Consider the following 14,784-nt stretch of genomic DNA (forward strand, 5'->3'; position numbering starts at 1 on the left):
CCATGCTGGGGCCATGAACATCTCCGGAAACACGATCTTCATTCCGGGCGCGACCAGTGGGATCGGCCTGGCGCTGGCGCTCGCCCTACGGGACCGGGGCAACACGGTGATCGTCGGCGGGCGGCGCACCGAGCTGCTCGACGAGATCGCCGCGGCCCACCCGGGCCTGGACACCGTACCCATCGACACCACCGACCCGGCGAGCATCACGGCGGCGGCGGAGACGGTGCTGGCCCGGCACCCGGACCTGAACGTCCTGGTGGCGATGGCCGGCGTCATGCGGATCGAGGACTGGCGCTCGCCGGAGACGTTCCTCGCCTCGGCCGAGGAGGTGGTGACCACGAACGTGCTCGGCCCGATCCGGCTGATCGGCGCGTTCGTCGAGCACCTGACGCGCCACGGGGACGCCACAATCGTCACTGTCTCGTCCGGCCTGGCGTTCGTGCCGCTGCGGGTCACGCCGAGCTACAACGCCTCCAAGGCCGCGATCCACATGCTGAGCGAGTCGATCCGGCTGCAACTCGCCGACACCGGCGTCCGGGTGGTGGAGCTGGTGCCGCCGGCGGTGCGGACCGCCCTGCTGCCGGAGCAGGAGACGAGCGAGTTCGCCATGCCGCTGGACGAGTTCGTGTCCGAGGTGGTGGGGCTGTTGGAGACGCGGCCGGACGCCGCCGAGATCCAGGTCGAGCGGGTGAAGTTCCTCCGGCACGCCGAGGCGCGTGGCGACTACGACCAGGTGGTCGCGGCGCTGAACGCCGCCGACCCGCACGCCGCCACCTGACCGCCGGCGGACCCCTTTACATCGACACTCTTGATATCGACAGGAACCTATCTATAGGCTGTCGGCGTTCCCGCACACCCCCCATCCCCCAGGAGTGTGAACCATGCGTACGCCGAAGCTGTCCCGGATCCTCGCCACCCTCGCGGCCGTGACGCTGACGGCGCTGGGCGCGGTCGCCGTCAACCCGGCACCGGCCTCCGCCGCGGTCCGCAACGTCTGCTACAACACCAGCCAGGCCGGCCCGTTCGCCAGCTACGCGGTGCAGGCGGCGTCCATCTGGAACAACCGCACCAACAACATCAACATGGCCCAGTGCGGGTCGAACCTGATGATCTACTACACCTACGGCGGCGGCTCGTACGCCCAGCGGACCAGCCTCGGCAACGGCCGCGTGGTCATCGACTACTACCAGGCCCAGCAGTACTCGCCGCTGCGCATCATGACGCACGAGATCGGCCACATCCTCGGCCTGCCGGACAACTACAACGGCAACTGCGCCATCCTGATGTCCGGCGGCAGCGCCGGCACCAGCTGCACCAACCCGTACCCCAGCACCACCGAGGCCGCCCGGGTCGACTCGCTGTTCGGCTTCGCCGCCCGCAGCGCGACGCCCGCCCAGGTCTTCAGCGGTAGCTGGCCGGCCGCCACGGTGGTCGGCGCCGGTCGCTGACGACGCACCATCGACGGGGCCGGCGGTTCACCGCCGGCCCCGTCCGCGCGTCCGCTTGCGGCCCCTCCCCGCCGTCGCGCCGGGAGCCCGCCGCGGCGTCGCACGCGGCTTCCCGCCGGACGCCAGGTCGGCGGCCCGCCGGCTCAGCTCCTCGACCCGCTCACGCAGCCGACCCACCGAGTCACCGGAGTCCGCACCGGACACCTCGTCGAGCAGCCCGGCGTAGTCGCCGGCCAACCGCCGGTAGGCCGGACCGCCGGTGGCGTCCAGATCGATGATCTGCTGGGCCAGGACGGCGGTCACGGCCCCCAGCGCGGCCCGCTCGTCGGCGCGCGCGTCCCGCCCGGCCCGCCGCGCGTCGGCCAGCCTCCCGGCCCGCCGGCCGCCCAGCCAGAGCACCGCCGCGCCGGCCACCACGCCACCTACCGCGCCGCCGGCCAGCAGATAGCGGGGCAGCGACGGGCTGATGGTGCGCCCACCGTCGGGCACCAGGCCGGCGCGGACCATCCGGTCGTAGTTGAGCACGACCACCTTCAGCGCCTCGACCGGCCGGTCCACGAAGGCGTCCGCGCCGCGACCGATCACCGTCTCCACCGCCATCGACCGGCCGATGTCGCGCGGGCTGTCGCCGCCGATACGGGAGCAGCCGTACGTGTCCCAGTCGTCGCCGTCGCGGCTCATCGCCAGCACCAGCGTGCCCTGCGTGGCGCGCTCGGTGTCGTGGCAGGCGCCCGGCAGGTCGGCGCCCGGTCGCATCATCAGCACCACCAGCCGCCGGTTGCCGATCACCCGCTCGGCGGCGGCCCGGTCCAGGTCGACGCCGGGCGCCGCATAGACCGACGAGGCGCGCACCTGCCGGGCCACCGGCCCGTCGAACAGGCCGCCGGACCACAACGCCCAGCCGGCCAGCGCCAGGCAGGCCAGCACCGCCCGGCCGAACGCGGTGCCGACCAGCCGGCCGGGCAGCCGGCGCACGGCAGCGGTCACCACAGCCTCCCCCGCAGGTAGACGTCCGGCCGGTAGCCGGGCATCCGCACGTCCCGGGCCACGCCGTCCAGCTCGGCCTCCGCGTCGGCCAGCAGCCCGCGTACGTGCTGCTCGGGCAGCCCGTCGTCGAGCGCGTACCGGGCCGACCGCAGCCGGCCGACACCCCGCACCAGCGCCGGGTCGGTGCGCGCGTCGGTCAGCAGCGACAGCTCCACGGCCAGCGCGCAGAGCCCGGCCAGCCGCGCCGGCGTGCCACCCGGCCCCAGGTCGCCCGGCCGGCCCCGGCCGGTGCCACGCACGGTGCGGATCGACAGCACCACGAAACCGGCCACGCAGCCGGCGAAGAGCCACGGCAGCGCCGGCAAAGCCACCCGCAGCGGGTCGAACGGCCGGTACGGCAGCGGCCGGTCGAACAGCCCCGCGTAGCGCACGTCGGTGACCCGGGCCAGATACGCGCCGAGCACGTTGAGCTGCGGATAGTCGTAACGGCTTAGCCGGCTGCCGTACTGCGCGTAGAAGCTGGCGCCGGCCACCTCGGCGAACTGGGCCGCGCCCGGGCCGTGGTACTCGACCCAGCCGCCGTACATCACCACCACCGGCCGGTCCGGGGCGAGCCGGTGCAGCGCCGGCCCGTACGCCGGTAGCGGCGTCCCGTACGGCTGGGCCGGGAGCACGACGAACCAGGCACCACCCGGGAACGCCTCCCGCGCGCCCCGCTCCGGCAGCCGGGGCAGCGTGGCGCCGGGGGCGACCCACCGGCCGGTGGCCCGCAGCGCGGCGGTCACCGGGGCCAGCTCGGCGGTGGTCGGCTCCCGCCAGCGCAGGTCGTCGCGGTCCGGCGGGGACGGCTGCTCACGCAGCGCGGCGAGCAGCGTGAGCACCTGGCCGGTGACGTCGCCGGTGGCGAACTGGGCCCGCCAGCCCGGCAGGTCGTCCGGCGTGGCCGCCAGCACGCCGCCGCTGACCTCGGTGCCGACGATCCGGATCTCGGCGTTCTCGACGTCCTTCACCCGCCGGCGTTCCGCCTCGTCCAGCCCGGGCGGGGCGACCAGGATCCGGGTGCCGCCGGGACCGGCGGCGGCCCGCACCCGCCCCTCGTCCCAGCGGGCGACCGCGCCGGGCAGGCGGACCACCGGGTCGGCCGCCACCAGCGCGGTCATCTCCTCGACCGTGGGCACGCTCGCGTCGCTCAGCTCGCCGGCGGAACCCTCCGCCGGCAGCGACGCCGACGACGGCGACCGCCCGTAGCTGACCTGGACGCTCTGCCGCTGCGCGACCAGGAACACCACGAGCACCGCCGCCGCGGCGGCCAGCAGCGACCAGCGCAGCAGCTCGCGGCGTACCCTCACGCGCCGGCCCGCCACAGCTCGTCGGCGCGGCGGGCGTGCTCGGCCGCCTCCCGGGCCGCGTCCGCGCCGCCACCGCGCGCGGCGGCGAGCAGCTCGGCGCGGGCCAGCAGCCGCTGGGCCTCGGGCACCGGCGTGACCGCCGCGTCCCGGCTGACGGTGGCGTCGTGGATCGCCGCCCGGGCCGACGACCAGGCGACCTTCCGGCGCGCGGCACGGGCGCGACGCCCGGGCAGCAGCGTGGCGACGAACCCGGCGGCCACCGCCACCACGGTCCCGCCCAGCCAGGGCAGCACGCTCATGGTCATGATCCTGTTCTACTGCACCCCCGCCAGCGACGACGAGGGCCCGTCCGGTCAGGGCCGGTGCGCGTCGAGGTGGGTGAGCACCGTCTGGTTGGCCTCCCAGCCGTCCGGGAACCGCACCGGCACGTCCAGGTGCACCCGGTCGGTCGACGGGTAGGCGTCGAGCAGTTCGCCGATGCCGGCCCGGGTCACCACCACGCAGGCGTGCCGGTGCCGCGACGCCAGCACGCACAGCCGCCCCGACTCCAGGTGGAACGCGGTCGCGTCGCGCCGGCCGGAGAGCGGGTGCAGCACGATCGTCACGTCGTACTCCCGGCCCTGGAGCCGGTTGGCGGTGTCCACGGTGACGCCCGCGCCGGCCGCGCCCAGCCGGGCCCGGACGGCCGCGACCTGGTCGCGGTGGGCGGCGCCGACGGCGATCCGGTCCGCGGTCACCGGCGCGCCGCCGGGCGCGGCCTCGCTGACCGCGACCGCGCCGCGTGCGAGCACCCGCAACGCCAGCTCCGCGCAGGCCGCGGCGGCCTCGGCGTCGGTACGCACGGTGTGCCGGGCGGGCAGTTCGTGCAACGCCCAGCCGGTGGCGGCGGCCAGCTCGACCGAGGCGTCGTAGCCGTCGCCGGGGCCCGGCTCGGTGAACGTGAGCGCCCGGTCGGCCGGCCCGGTGCCGGCACGGAACCCGGTGAACGGGTAGAACGCGGCGGAAACGACCGGGGCTGCGGAGGCGGGCAGCCGCCACGACACCGGCAGCTCCGGGTTGTGCCGCAGCAGCGTGGCCACCGCCGACTGCATCGGGTCCCAGGTCAGGCCGGTCCAGCGGGCGGTCTCGACGGTGGAGAACGGGTCGAGCTGCCCGGGGTCGCCGACGAACAACGCCCGCTCGAACCGCCCGGCCACCCGCAGCAGCGCGTCCGCGCGCATCTGGTACGCCTCGTCGAGGATCGCCCACGGCCAGGTGCCCTCGGTGACGGTGGCCCACTTGGCCGCCGTACCGATGGTCACGGCCGGCCCGCCCAGGTCGGCGACCTTCGCGGCGACCCGGACCGTCTGGTGGCCACCGACCCGGTCGCTGGGCCGGTAGTCGGCCGCGGAGAGCCGGCCGATGCGCAGCGCGGGCGCCCGGCGGGCGAGCCGGTCGACGAGGTCGTCGACCTGCTCGTTGGTCTGCGCGACGACCATCAGCGGGTCACCGCTGGCGGCCAGTTCGGCGGCGGCGCGGACGACGAGTGTGCTCTTGCCGGCGCCCGGCGGCGAGTCGACCACCACGCCCCGGTGGGCACCGGAGCGCACATCGCTCAGCACACTTTCGATGACGTGCAAGGCCGGGCCCCTTCTTAACGCATTCCGTATAGGCGGGGCCCCTTCTTAACACGTTCGACTGGTTGCCAAAGGCAACGGTGTGGCGTACGAACGACGATGAATGTCACTCCGGTGGATACGACGGTCACCCCGTCGGCCGGATCCGCACACCCGACAAGGGGGGCAAATGGCACGCAGCCGGATCGCCGGTACCGCAGCCATCGCACTCGTCCTACCGTTCCTCGGCGTCCTGCCCGCCACGACCGCGTCGGCGGCACCGGCCAAGCCCAAGGCCAAGCCGGTCGTCGACGACACCCGCGAGCTGACCCGCAAGGACTTCACGCTCGACGGCAAGCCGGTGAAGACCCCGGCCCGCTACCACAAGCGCGCCCAGTCGCGGTCGAAGGCCGCCGCGGCGCAGACCCCGCCGGTCGGCACCGTCCGGCAGTGGCTGGGCATGGACGACTACCAGGGCACCTACTACCGCAAGGACTACACGCTGCGCGGCGTCGGCGACAACGTCGAGGTGTGGGTGGCCAACGACATCGCGTTCCCGGCCGACGACTGCCGCAACCAGATCCCCACGTCGACGCAGGTCACCGACGCGCAGGTGCAGAGCTTCGTGCACGAGTTCGACACGAACATGTATCCGAAGGAGACGGTGGCGTTCAGCCGGCCGCCGGACCGCGACGGCAGCAACGCGCAGATCCCGCCGGACGCGCAGGGCAACGGCGGCGACTACTCCGGCGGCGGCAACAAGACGGTCACCCTGGTCGACAACGTCCGGGACGACAACTTCTACGACTTCCCGGCCGCGCCGACCTACATCGCCGGCTTCTTCTCGGCGCAGCTCAACGAGCTGTTCGACCGCAACGTGATGACCGTCGACGCGTTCGACTGGTTGCACCGCACCGGCGCGAACCCGCCGGACGAGCCGACCGACGACCTGTGCACCAGCCGCCCGGCCCGCCCGTTCAGCTACGAGGGCACGTTCGCCCACGAGTGGCAGCACCTGGCGCACTACTACACCGACCCGTTCGAGACCACCTGGATGAACGAGGGCCTGTCGGACTTCGCGCAGACCCTCACCGGGTACGTGGACACGAAGGCGACCGTCTTCGACCGGGGCGCGGACAGCCACCTCTACTGCCAGCAGGGCTTCGGCACGGTCAAGACGCCGTACAACGCGAACCCGCGCGACTGCGGCGGGCCGGAGAACTCGCTGAACCTGTGGGGGGAGAGCCCGAACCCCAACGCGGTGCTCGCCGACTACGGCAACGCGTACGCGTTCATCCAGTTCCTCTACGACCGCTACGGCAACGACATCGTGCACCGGCTGCACAACGACGCCGACCTGCAGGGGCTGGCCAGCCTGGACGCCGCGCTCAAGGCCGAGGGCGCGAAGGACATGTACCAAGTGATCCACGACTACCAGACCATGACGCTGGTCGACAAGATCGTCGGGGAGTCGCGCCGGGGCATCATGCTCGGCGTACCGAAGAGCCGGGTGACCACGGCGAGCCTGCGCTCCACCGTCAACCTGGCCAACCCGGCCGCCAACGCCACGCCCGGCGCGGCGCCCAACGGCGCCGACTACGTGCCGCTGGCGAAGGCCGACGGCACCCTGCTGCGCGGCCGTGACCTGCGGTCGCTGTCGTTCCAGGGCGCGAAGACGCTGCCGGCGCTGCCGCTGGCCTGGACCGTGGTGACCGACGACCCGGACCGGCCCGGCAACCCGGTGCTGTTCTCCGGCAACACGAACAACACCGACGCCGCGGCGGTCACCCCGGTGACCGTGCCGACCGCCGACCCGACGTTGCGCTTCGTCGCCAAGTACGGCGCGGAGCTGGGCTTCGACTACGGCTACGTGGTGGTCTCCACCGACGGCGGCGCCACCTACACGGCGGTCGCCGGCGACAAAACCATCGACGGTCCGCTCGGCCCGGCGCTCAACGGCACCACCGACGGCTTCGAGCCGCACAGCTTCGACCTGTCCGCGTACGCCGGCAAGGACATCCTGCTCGGCTTCCGCTACGTCAGCGACGGCGGCGTCAACGAGGGCGGCCTGCGCGTCGACGACGTCACGGTCGGCGGCACCACGGTCAGCGACGGCAGCAGCCTCGCCCCGTTCGACTCGCCCACCGAGATCAAGCCGATCGCCGTGGCCAACTGGAACCTGCGGCTCATCGGCCTGGACGAGAAGCACTCGCTGGCCTGGCAGTTCGAGTTCGACGGCAAGTCGAGCCTGACGCTCAACCGGCTCCAGCTCGCGCTGCTCGCGCTGTTCCCGAAGGTGGTCGCCGTGGTCGCCTACGACGAGCCCACCGAGCAGGTCCAGCAGTACGCCCCGTACACCCTCACCGTCAACGGCGTGGTGCAGAAAGGCGGGGCCCCCTCTTAACGCCTCCGGTATAGGAAGGGCCCCCTATTAACAACCTGCCCCGCCCGAGCACCCGCAGACGGTGCTCGGGCGGGGCCGTTTGCGGGTAGAACTGCGGGCATGAGTGAATCGCCGGTGCTGTACCTGGTCGTCTGCGCCGCTCCCCCGGCCCAGCGGATCGGCGAACTCGCCGACCTGCTCGCCGCCGACGGCTGGCGGGTCTGCCTGATCACCACCCCGACCGCCGCGAGCTGGCTCGACGTCGACGCGCTCGCCGCCCAGACCGGCCATCCGGTACGCGTCGACTGGCGCCGCCCCGGCGACCCCGAGCCGCACCCGCCGGCCGACGCCGCCGCGGTCGTGCCGGCCACGTTCAACACGTTGAACAAGTGGGCGGCCGGGGCGAGCGACACGCTGGCCCTGGGCATCCTCAACGAACTGCTCGGCACCGGGCTGCCGGTCCACGTGTTCCCTCAGGTGAAGGCCGCGCTGGCCACGCACCCCGCGTACGCGCCGAACCTGCGGCTGCTGCGGGAGGCGGGGGTGACGGTGCACGACGGGGACGTGCTGCGCGCGCCGGACGAGATGACACCGAGCCGCTGGGCGGCGGTGGTCGACGCGCTGCGCGCGGCGCGTCGGCCTACCGCCGGCCCCGTCGGGCGGTGAGCCGCCGCGCCAGGTAACGACCAGCCAGAGCCAGGACCCTGCCGAGGAGTAGGCGAGGATGGCCGGGGCGGCACCGCAAGCTACAGGTGGGCGGTGGAGGGTGTCCGGCCGTCGACCTCCCGCCGGAAGAACGAGTCGAACGGCTCGGCCTGGTCGAACAACGCCAGGATCAGGGACCGGCAGCCCTCGACGACCCCGGGCTCGACGACCTTGTCCGCGCCGACCGGAAGCCCCGTCTCGTCGTAGCGGACGTCGTAGACAGTCTCACCGCCGGCCACCATCAGCTCCGGTATCCGACCGTGCGCCTGCTCGAACTCTGACACTGCCCCCGCGTCGAGCACACGGATCCGCTCACCGGCCTCGGCGCGGAAGCGAAGGAAGTTCAACTCCCAGATCAGGTACGGCGTGAGAGGAAGCTCCACGATCCGCAACCGGTGCAGACCGGAGCCCCGGCCGCCGAGGCGGGCGAAGAACTGCGCCAGCTCGGGGTTGGGCTGAGCGGCGATCCGCAGCGCCTCGTCCCAACGGCCGGCGGCGAAGGCCTCCCAGCTCGGGCTGCCCGGCTCGCGGAACGTCTGGAGCCGCTCGGTCTTGAGGATCAACCCGTCCACGGTCTCCACGGTGGCGTAGAAGTCGGCCTCGTACTCGGGCAGGCTCATCCGCCGGGCGGACGCCGCTCGCAGGAGGTCACGCATCCGGGATGTCCGGCTTGGCGGCGCGGATCATGCTGCGCGGAATGACGACCAGCCGCTCGTCGCGGCCGACGTTGACCCCGTCCGGCAGTCGCCCTTCATAGGCACCTGTCAGGTCGCGGCCGATGACCGCTACGTCACCGTTGGAGAGTTCCCAGATGTCGGGGCAGGTGGTCGTGCCGCCGCTCTCGCCCAGCTCGGCGGCGGACCGTCCGAGCCGCCGGGCGAAGCTCGCCGCCGGTTCCGCTTCCCATCGGCCAGCCATCGTCAACTCCTCGGAGTAACGGATCGAGCACCCAGATTAGTCAGGGCTGGCCCGCGGATGCCTATGGATTTCGCGAACTGAAGTAGATCTCCACGACCCTCACAACAGCGCGCTCAACCGTCGAGGCACACCGCGGGCGCGGGTTCACCAGGCGGCGCCGGCGGTGAATTTTTCCACGTCGGCATATTCGGATTGCCAATTGCGCAACGCAGTCTTGATCTGACGGTTCTCGGCGTCCGCCAGGCGGAGCTGGTAGGACCGCTCGGCCAGTTCGTAGGCGAGGCGGTGCAGGACCGCGTCGACGTCCTCGACGCGGTAGCCGCGCCGCAGTCGCGACGTCAGCGGCAGCTCGATCGCCTCGATCCGGCCCGGGGTGAGCGGCCCGGCGAGCGCGTGCCGGCTGCGGTAGACGGCCATCACCGGTCCCCGATCGTCGGCAGGTGCAGCCGGTCGGCGGGCACCCCGGCGATGTGCAGCCAACGGTGGGCCGCCGCGAGCATGGCCGGTGGGCCGCAGGCGTACACGTGCTGTCCGGGCCGATGGTGGTAGGTGGCCAACGCGATCGCGGTGCCCCGCTCGGCGGGTGTGGCCTCGGGGTCGGCGGAGAACGCCGGCACGACGGTCAACCAGCCGTGCGCCTGCTGGAGCTTGTCCAGCGCGATCGCGTCGTACAGGTCGGTGAACGTGCGGGCGCCGACGATCAGCGTGACCCGGCGACCGGCCGGCGCGGCGGCGACCTGCTCCACCAGGGCGCGCAGCGGCGCCAGCCCGGTCCCGCCGGCCACCAGCAGCAGGTCGTCGCCGTCGTCGACCAACTCCAACCCCGAGTCCTGCGGTGCGCCGAGGTGCAGCAGTTCGCCGGGGCGTACCTCATGGACCAGGCTCCGGGAGACGGCCCCGACGGCCCGGACGTGGAACTCGACCGTGCCGTCCGGGCGGGCAACGTTGGCCGGCGACAGCCACCGCCACCGCCCCGGCCGGCGCGGCGTGCACACCGGCACCGCCTGGCCGGCGCGGATCGGCAGCCGCCGCCACGGTCGTACCGTCAGGATGGCGACGGTGTCGGCGGCGCGGTCGTGGTCGAGGACCTCGACCGGCCACCAGGCCGGGCCGTCCGGCACCCGCGCGGCGGCCCGCTCCACCAGCCGCCACGCACGCCACCAGCGCATGCCCGGTGCGGGCAGCAGCGCGTCGCCGACCGCCGCCGCGTGCCAGGGCCGAAAACCGAAGCTCCGGTACGCGCACCCGAGCGCCCGCAGCAACGCCAGGCGCCCCGCCCGGTCGTCGCCGCCCGCCAGCAACCGCAGCAGGGACGCATGCAGCAGTGGCGCGTCCCGCTCCGGCAGCAACCCCGGGCACCGGTCCTCGACCGCCGCCCAGAACCGGCCCGCGTCCTCGGTCACCGCGCCCCGTCCGCGCCGAACCCGGCCGCGCGCAGCGTGGCGTGCCCCCAGCGGGCCAGGCGACAGGGGTACGGGACGCGCTCGCTGCGGCACAGCGGGCCCTGTGGCCAGCGCTCCGGCACGTGTACGCGCACAGCCAACGCGGCGACGGCCAGGTCCTCGTCGGTGACCGGGGTGGGGACGGGGAAGTCGGCGAGTACGGCGGACATCGGTGGGCGCCTCCGGGGTCGGGTGGATGTCGTGGAGTGGCGCCGGGGCGGGCGGGGTCGGCGGGCAGCCGCGATCGGGGGACGCGGCACCGCCGGAGCCCGGCACCCGCCCCGGGCCATACGCCGACTGTCGACCTTGGTCCCTGGTAGCCGTATGACCCCGTGATCTTCGCCAGCATGCACGCTGCGTATACGGCAGGTGACGCTCAGGACGAGGAGAGGTGGCGACGTTCCCGGTGGTCGCGCCAGCGGCGGGCGGCGTCGAGGAGCGGCCCACGGTGCGGGGCGGGTGAGGTGCGCTGCCGGCGTTCCCAGAGCTGCGCCAGCGCCACGGCGAACGCGGTGACCGCGTCCGGACGCGCGCCCGCGAACGCCGGCACCCGGGACGCCCACCGCTCGGCCGCACCCGGGTCGTGGCCGGCGCGCACCAGCCGGACCAGCATGAACGCGGTGTCGATCCAGGCGGCCCCGCGGCTCGGCGCGGACCAGTCGACCAGCCGCAGCCGGCCGCCGTCGAGGAGGAAGTTGCGCGGCGTCATGTCGGTGTGCAGCAGCGTGTCCCCGTCGACCAGCTCAGCGTCGACCAGGCCGCGCCAGCGCTCGGCGAACGGCTGCGCCTCGACGAAAGGGCTGGGCGTCAGCCGGCGGGCCAGCGTCGACAGCAGCCCGGCGACCGCGTCCAGGTCGGGCGAGCCGGGTTCGAGGCGGGGATGCCGGCCGGGCGCGTACGCGAAGCCGAGCACCAACCAGCCGTCACGCTCGACCGTCCACCGCACCCGGGGCGCCGCGTCCGGCAGGACCGGGTTGATCCGGGCCTCCCTGCGGTACGCCCAACCCCTCGGGCCGTCGACAGGCCCACCCTTGCAGAAGACGCGACCGTACGCGGTGTCGACGACGGCGGCGAACTCGCAGGCGGCGCCGTCCAGTACCGGGTCGACGCGGAGGACGGCACCGGCCTGCCGCGCGACATCGCGCCGCACCGCCACGGGCAGTTCGTCCCAGTGGTGGCGGTGCGCCATCGGTCTGCCCTTCGCCGGCGGTGGTCCCGGCCAGCGTAGGCCCGGGACCACCGCGCGACGGGTCACCCGGTCGGGCTGTCGTGGCATCCCGCGTGGCACTGGTGGCACTTGGTCTCGCACTTCGCCGCCACGCCCCACAGCTCTCGGTCGAGCGCGAAGCCGGCGGCGGCGATCGCGTCGACCGCCCGGGAGATCGGCACGCCCAACGGCTCCGGCACGACCGGCCCGCTCTCCTCGGCCGGCGGGTCGGGCTGGTGGTGGATGAACCGACCCGCGACGCGCCGGCAGAAGTCGGCGTAGTCGCGGGTGTGCAGGATGAACGTGTGCCAGCCGATGTCGACCAGCTCGCTCGGGCCGAGCGGCACGGTCGCGGTGGCACAGGCGCCGAGGAAGGCGAGCGCCTGGTCCAGGATGCGGGCGGGCAGGTCGGCGGCCAGGTCGGGATGGTCGCGGGCGATGCGGGCGGTCAGCGTGTCGAACAGCTCGGCCGAAACGAGCGCCCGGCCGGCGCTGACCCGGTCAATCGTGAGCATCGTGCTCCTTCCGTCAGGGATGCTTCACAGACTCGGCAGGCCGACCGGCGTGGGCCATGATGCGGTGATCGTCGTCGATATGCGCGGCACGCATACCGTCACCCCACGAAACGGTTTGAATGGTTAGGCTCGATTTCGGACACAGCCACCCGCGAAGAGCGAGGTTGCCGGTGACACACACGAACTGTCCCCGCTGTGGCGGACGCCTGGCCCGCGACAACGACAGCGGCCGGTGCGCGCCCTGCCAGGCCGCCGAACGCGACCGGCTGAGCACGCCGCCGGTGGCGCCGGAGTCGTTCTGGGAACACGAACCGGTGCGGCAGGCTCTCGCTGATCGGCATCTCGGGCGGGTGATCCGGGCGTACCGCTACCACCCTTACCACGGGCGGAACCCGCTGCCGCAGAGCGTGGTGGCCGGGTGGTTGGGGATCACACAGGCGCAGTTAAGCAGGATCGAGAACGGGCCGGCGCTGGTGCACCTCGACCGGCTGGCGCACTGGGCCACGATGCTCCGGGTTCCGCCAGGGCGCCTCTGGTTCGCCCTACCCCGCGGGCCAGCGCCTACAGTGGTGTCAGTCGCACGCGTTGAAGAAGGTGGTAGTACGAATCGCCGTCAATTTCACGCCCTGGCCGCGTTTGCCGGCATCCAGGCCAGCACCGGCCTCGACGTGCTGACGGCGAGTGCGGAGCCGCCACCCAACCTCGGCATGGAGCAGGTGCGGTACGCGGCCACACTCGTCGACCAGTTCCGCTCGGCGGATGCGGCTGTAGGCGCGGACGCGCTCTGTGACATCGCCATGCAGGTGCATAAGCGCCTGTCCGCCTGGGCTGAACAGACCGCATACAGCCGGTCAGTGGGCGAAGCGCTTCAAAGCGCACTTGCACACCTGGCGATTCAGGCAGCCTGGCTCGCAATCGACGCTGACCGTCGCCCCGAGGCGAGGCCCTACCTGAACGAGGCCATCGCTCGAGCGCGCGTCGCCGACGACGCTCACGTCGAGGTGCGTGCCCTCACCTGCATGTCACTGCTTCTCCGTGAGGAGCGGCCAGCCGAAGCGATGCACTGCGCCGAAGCAGCGCTGCGCGCCGCCGCCGGCTGGACCACACCGCGACTGACTACGCTGCTCCACCTTCGCTCGGCTCACGCCCACGCCATCCTGCGGGACACGTTCGGCTTCGATCGGGAGATGACCAAGGCTCGCCGCGCATTCGAAGCAGGCAGCCACGAAGATGACCCGCCCTTCATCTCCTTCGTGACCGAGCAGGAGGTCAGGGCCATCAACGGGCTCTCGTACCTCGCGCTCGACCGGCCGGACCGAGCGGCAGCTTGCTTCCGGGCGATCACGGCCAGCCCTCCTGATGCGCACCGACGCAACCGGGTCTATTCCACCGTCCAACTCGCCAGGGCTTCGATCCGCCAAGGCGATGTGCCGGGCGCGGCCAACGCCGCGCTGGCTGTCCTGCCCGAGCTTCACCAGGTGCGTTCCGGGCGGACCCTTCGCGTGCTCGCCGAAGTGCGCTCCGGCCTTGATGCACATCGCGCGGTTCCCGAGGCCCGGCAGTTCTTCGAGGTCTACGACGGGTCGCTGGCCTGATGGTGCAGAACGTACGTTTGCGCCATTACTCCGCCACCGAGGCCGAGAAACTGCTGACCCAACTCGTAGACGTGTATCTGGATGCGCACGCTGACGATGGGCCGCTCTACACGGCCGAACGGTATGAGCGGCAGCTCGCGGCACACATGCCCCGACCGGGCTGGTCGTCGGTGACGGCATGCTCCGGTGACGAGTTGGTCGGGTATATCTACGGGTTCCCACTCGGTGCGGACACCCACTGGTGGGACGGCATCCAAGGGTCGGTGCCGGACGGCTTCGTCAACGAGAACGGTCGACGGACCTTCGGCGTCAGCGAGTTGGTCGTACGCCGCTTGTACCAGCGCCGAGGCATCGCACGGGCTCTCCACGACGAGATGCTTGGCAGTCGGGGTGAAGAACGAGCCGCGCTGCTCGTCCGACCAGGCAACTCTGCCGCGCAGCATGCCTACGACTCCTGGGGATGGCAGCCGGTCGGGCGTCTCCGCCCGTCCTGGGAGGGGGCGCCGCTGTTCGACGTCCGCGTGAAGCCGATCGAGCCACGCTTGTCGAAGATTTGACATCGGGCGGACGAACCGCCCGACACCTACCGATTCCAAGGCTGTAGCGGCTTCCGCAGAACCTGTGTCAGGGTTAGCTT

Annotated in this window: 17 protein-coding genes; 6 read left to right on the top strand and 11 right to left on the bottom strand. The window is 72.8% G+C overall.

Annotated elements, in window-relative coordinates; translation table 11 throughout:
- The first annotated feature begins 13 nt into the window (after positions 1-13).
- On the top strand, positions 14-781 hold the full coding sequence (locus tag AB0H28_RS08175) for an SDR family NAD(P)-dependent oxidoreductase (RefSeq protein WP_358035856.1): 768 nt from the start codon (positions 14-16) through the stop codon (positions 779-781).
- Between the two features lie 103 nt (positions 782-884).
- Positions 885-1,451, top strand: coding sequence for a snapalysin family zinc-dependent metalloprotease (locus tag AB0H28_RS08180; RefSeq protein ID WP_358035858.1), 567 nt, complete (start codon positions 885-887; stop codon positions 1,449-1,451).
- Between the two features lie 27 nt (positions 1,452-1,478).
- Here the strand turns inward: AB0H28_RS08180 and AB0H28_RS08185 are convergent, their stop codons facing one another.
- From AB0H28_RS08185 to AB0H28_RS08200, 4 genes are read right to left on the bottom strand one after another with little or no spacing between them, the layout of a single operon-like run.
- Positions 1,479-2,438, bottom strand: a complete 960-nt coding sequence (locus AB0H28_RS08185) for a hypothetical protein (protein WP_358035860.1) — start codon at positions 2,436-2,438, stop codon at positions 1,479-1,481.
- Entirely contained in the window at positions 2,435-3,787 is a 1,353-nt protein-coding gene (locus AB0H28_RS08190; protein WP_358035862.1) for a hypothetical protein, read from the bottom strand. Before AB0H28_RS08190 ends, AB0H28_RS08185 begins: the two co-directional genes overlap by 4 nt.
- Positions 3,784-4,086 (bottom strand): DUF6403 family protein, encoded by a 303-nt coding sequence (locus tag AB0H28_RS08195; RefSeq protein WP_358035864.1) that lies wholly within the window; start codon positions 4,084-4,086, stop codon positions 3,784-3,786. The genes AB0H28_RS08190 and AB0H28_RS08195 overlap by 4 nt, the downstream gene beginning before the upstream one ends.
- Before the next feature lie 54 nt (positions 4,087-4,140).
- The gene (locus AB0H28_RS08200) at positions 4,141-5,388 is read right to left on the bottom strand and encodes an AAA family ATPase (RefSeq protein WP_358035866.1); all 1,248 of its coding nucleotides are present in this window, start codon (positions 5,386-5,388) and stop codon (positions 4,141-4,143) included.
- 184 nt (positions 5,389-5,572) lie between these two features.
- On the opposite strand from AB0H28_RS08200, the gene AB0H28_RS08205 reads away from it, so the two are divergent.
- Both AB0H28_RS08205 and AB0H28_RS08210 read left to right on the top strand, forming a co-directional pair.
- Positions 5,573-7,786, top strand: a complete 2,214-nt coding sequence (locus AB0H28_RS08205) for a choice-of-anchor J domain-containing protein (protein WP_358035868.1) — start codon at positions 5,573-5,575, stop codon at positions 7,784-7,786.
- Between the two features lie 99 nt (positions 7,787-7,885).
- Positions 7,886-8,431, top strand: coding sequence for a flavoprotein (locus AB0H28_RS08210; protein ID WP_358035870.1), 546 nt, complete (start codon positions 7,886-7,888; stop codon positions 8,429-8,431).
- A gap of 80 nt (positions 8,432-8,511) precedes the next feature.
- Here AB0H28_RS08210 and AB0H28_RS08215 read toward each other — a convergent pair whose 3' ends face one another.
- The 7 genes from AB0H28_RS08215 to AB0H28_RS08245 all read right to left on the bottom strand — a co-directional run bounded on the left by AB0H28_RS08215 (position 8,512) and on the right by AB0H28_RS08245 (position 12,552).
- Positions 8,512-9,126: a DUF6879 family protein gene (locus tag AB0H28_RS08215; protein ID WP_358035872.1), complete on the bottom strand. Its 615-nt coding sequence runs from the start codon at positions 9,124-9,126 to the stop codon at positions 8,512-8,514.
- The gene (locus tag AB0H28_RS08220; protein ID WP_358035874.1) at positions 9,119-9,388 is read right to left on the bottom strand and encodes a hypothetical protein; all 270 of its coding nucleotides are present in this window, start codon (positions 9,386-9,388) and stop codon (positions 9,119-9,121) included. Before AB0H28_RS08220 ends, AB0H28_RS08215 begins: the two co-directional genes overlap by 8 nt.
- Before the next feature lie 144 nt (positions 9,389-9,532).
- Positions 9,533-9,805 (bottom strand): hypothetical protein, encoded by a 273-nt coding sequence (locus AB0H28_RS08225; protein WP_358035876.1) that lies wholly within the window; start codon positions 9,803-9,805, stop codon positions 9,533-9,535.
- Positions 9,805-10,791: an oxidoreductase gene (locus tag AB0H28_RS08230; protein ID WP_358035878.1), complete on the bottom strand. Its 987-nt coding sequence runs from the start codon at positions 10,789-10,791 to the stop codon at positions 9,805-9,807. The genes AB0H28_RS08225 and AB0H28_RS08230 overlap by 1 nt, the downstream gene beginning before the upstream one ends.
- Positions 10,788-11,000, bottom strand: a complete 213-nt coding sequence (locus AB0H28_RS08235) for a hypothetical protein (protein WP_358035880.1) — start codon at positions 10,998-11,000, stop codon at positions 10,788-10,790. Before AB0H28_RS08235 ends, AB0H28_RS08230 begins: the two co-directional genes overlap by 4 nt.
- A 206-nt stretch (positions 11,001-11,206) precedes the next feature.
- Entirely contained in the window at positions 11,207-12,019 is an 813-nt protein-coding gene (locus AB0H28_RS08240) for a hypothetical protein (RefSeq protein ID WP_358035882.1), read from the bottom strand.
- A 62-nt stretch (positions 12,020-12,081) separates the two neighbouring features.
- Positions 12,082-12,552 carry a hypothetical protein gene (locus AB0H28_RS08245; RefSeq protein WP_358035884.1) on the bottom strand — a complete coding sequence of 157 codons (471 nt, stop codon included), beginning with the start codon at positions 12,550-12,552 and terminating at the stop codon, positions 12,082-12,084.
- 170 nt (positions 12,553-12,722) lie between these two features.
- Between AB0H28_RS08245 and AB0H28_RS08250 the strand changes: the two genes are divergently transcribed.
- Positions 12,723-14,147: a helix-turn-helix transcriptional regulator gene (locus tag AB0H28_RS08250; protein ID WP_358035886.1), complete on the top strand. Its 1,425-nt coding sequence runs from the start codon at positions 12,723-12,725 to the stop codon at positions 14,145-14,147.
- Positions 14,147-14,704 carry a GNAT family N-acetyltransferase gene (locus tag AB0H28_RS08255; protein ID WP_358035888.1) on the top strand — a complete coding sequence of 186 codons (558 nt, stop codon included), beginning with the start codon at positions 14,147-14,149 and terminating at the stop codon, positions 14,702-14,704. The genes AB0H28_RS08250 and AB0H28_RS08255 overlap by 1 nt, the downstream gene beginning before the upstream one ends.
- Positions 14,705-14,784: the final 80 nt, after the last annotated feature.

Origin of the sequence: Micromonospora sp. NPDC050980, assembly GCF_040653835.1 — a bacterium.
Classification (GTDB): Bacteria; Actinomycetota; Actinomycetes; order Mycobacteriales; family Micromonosporaceae; genus Micromonospora.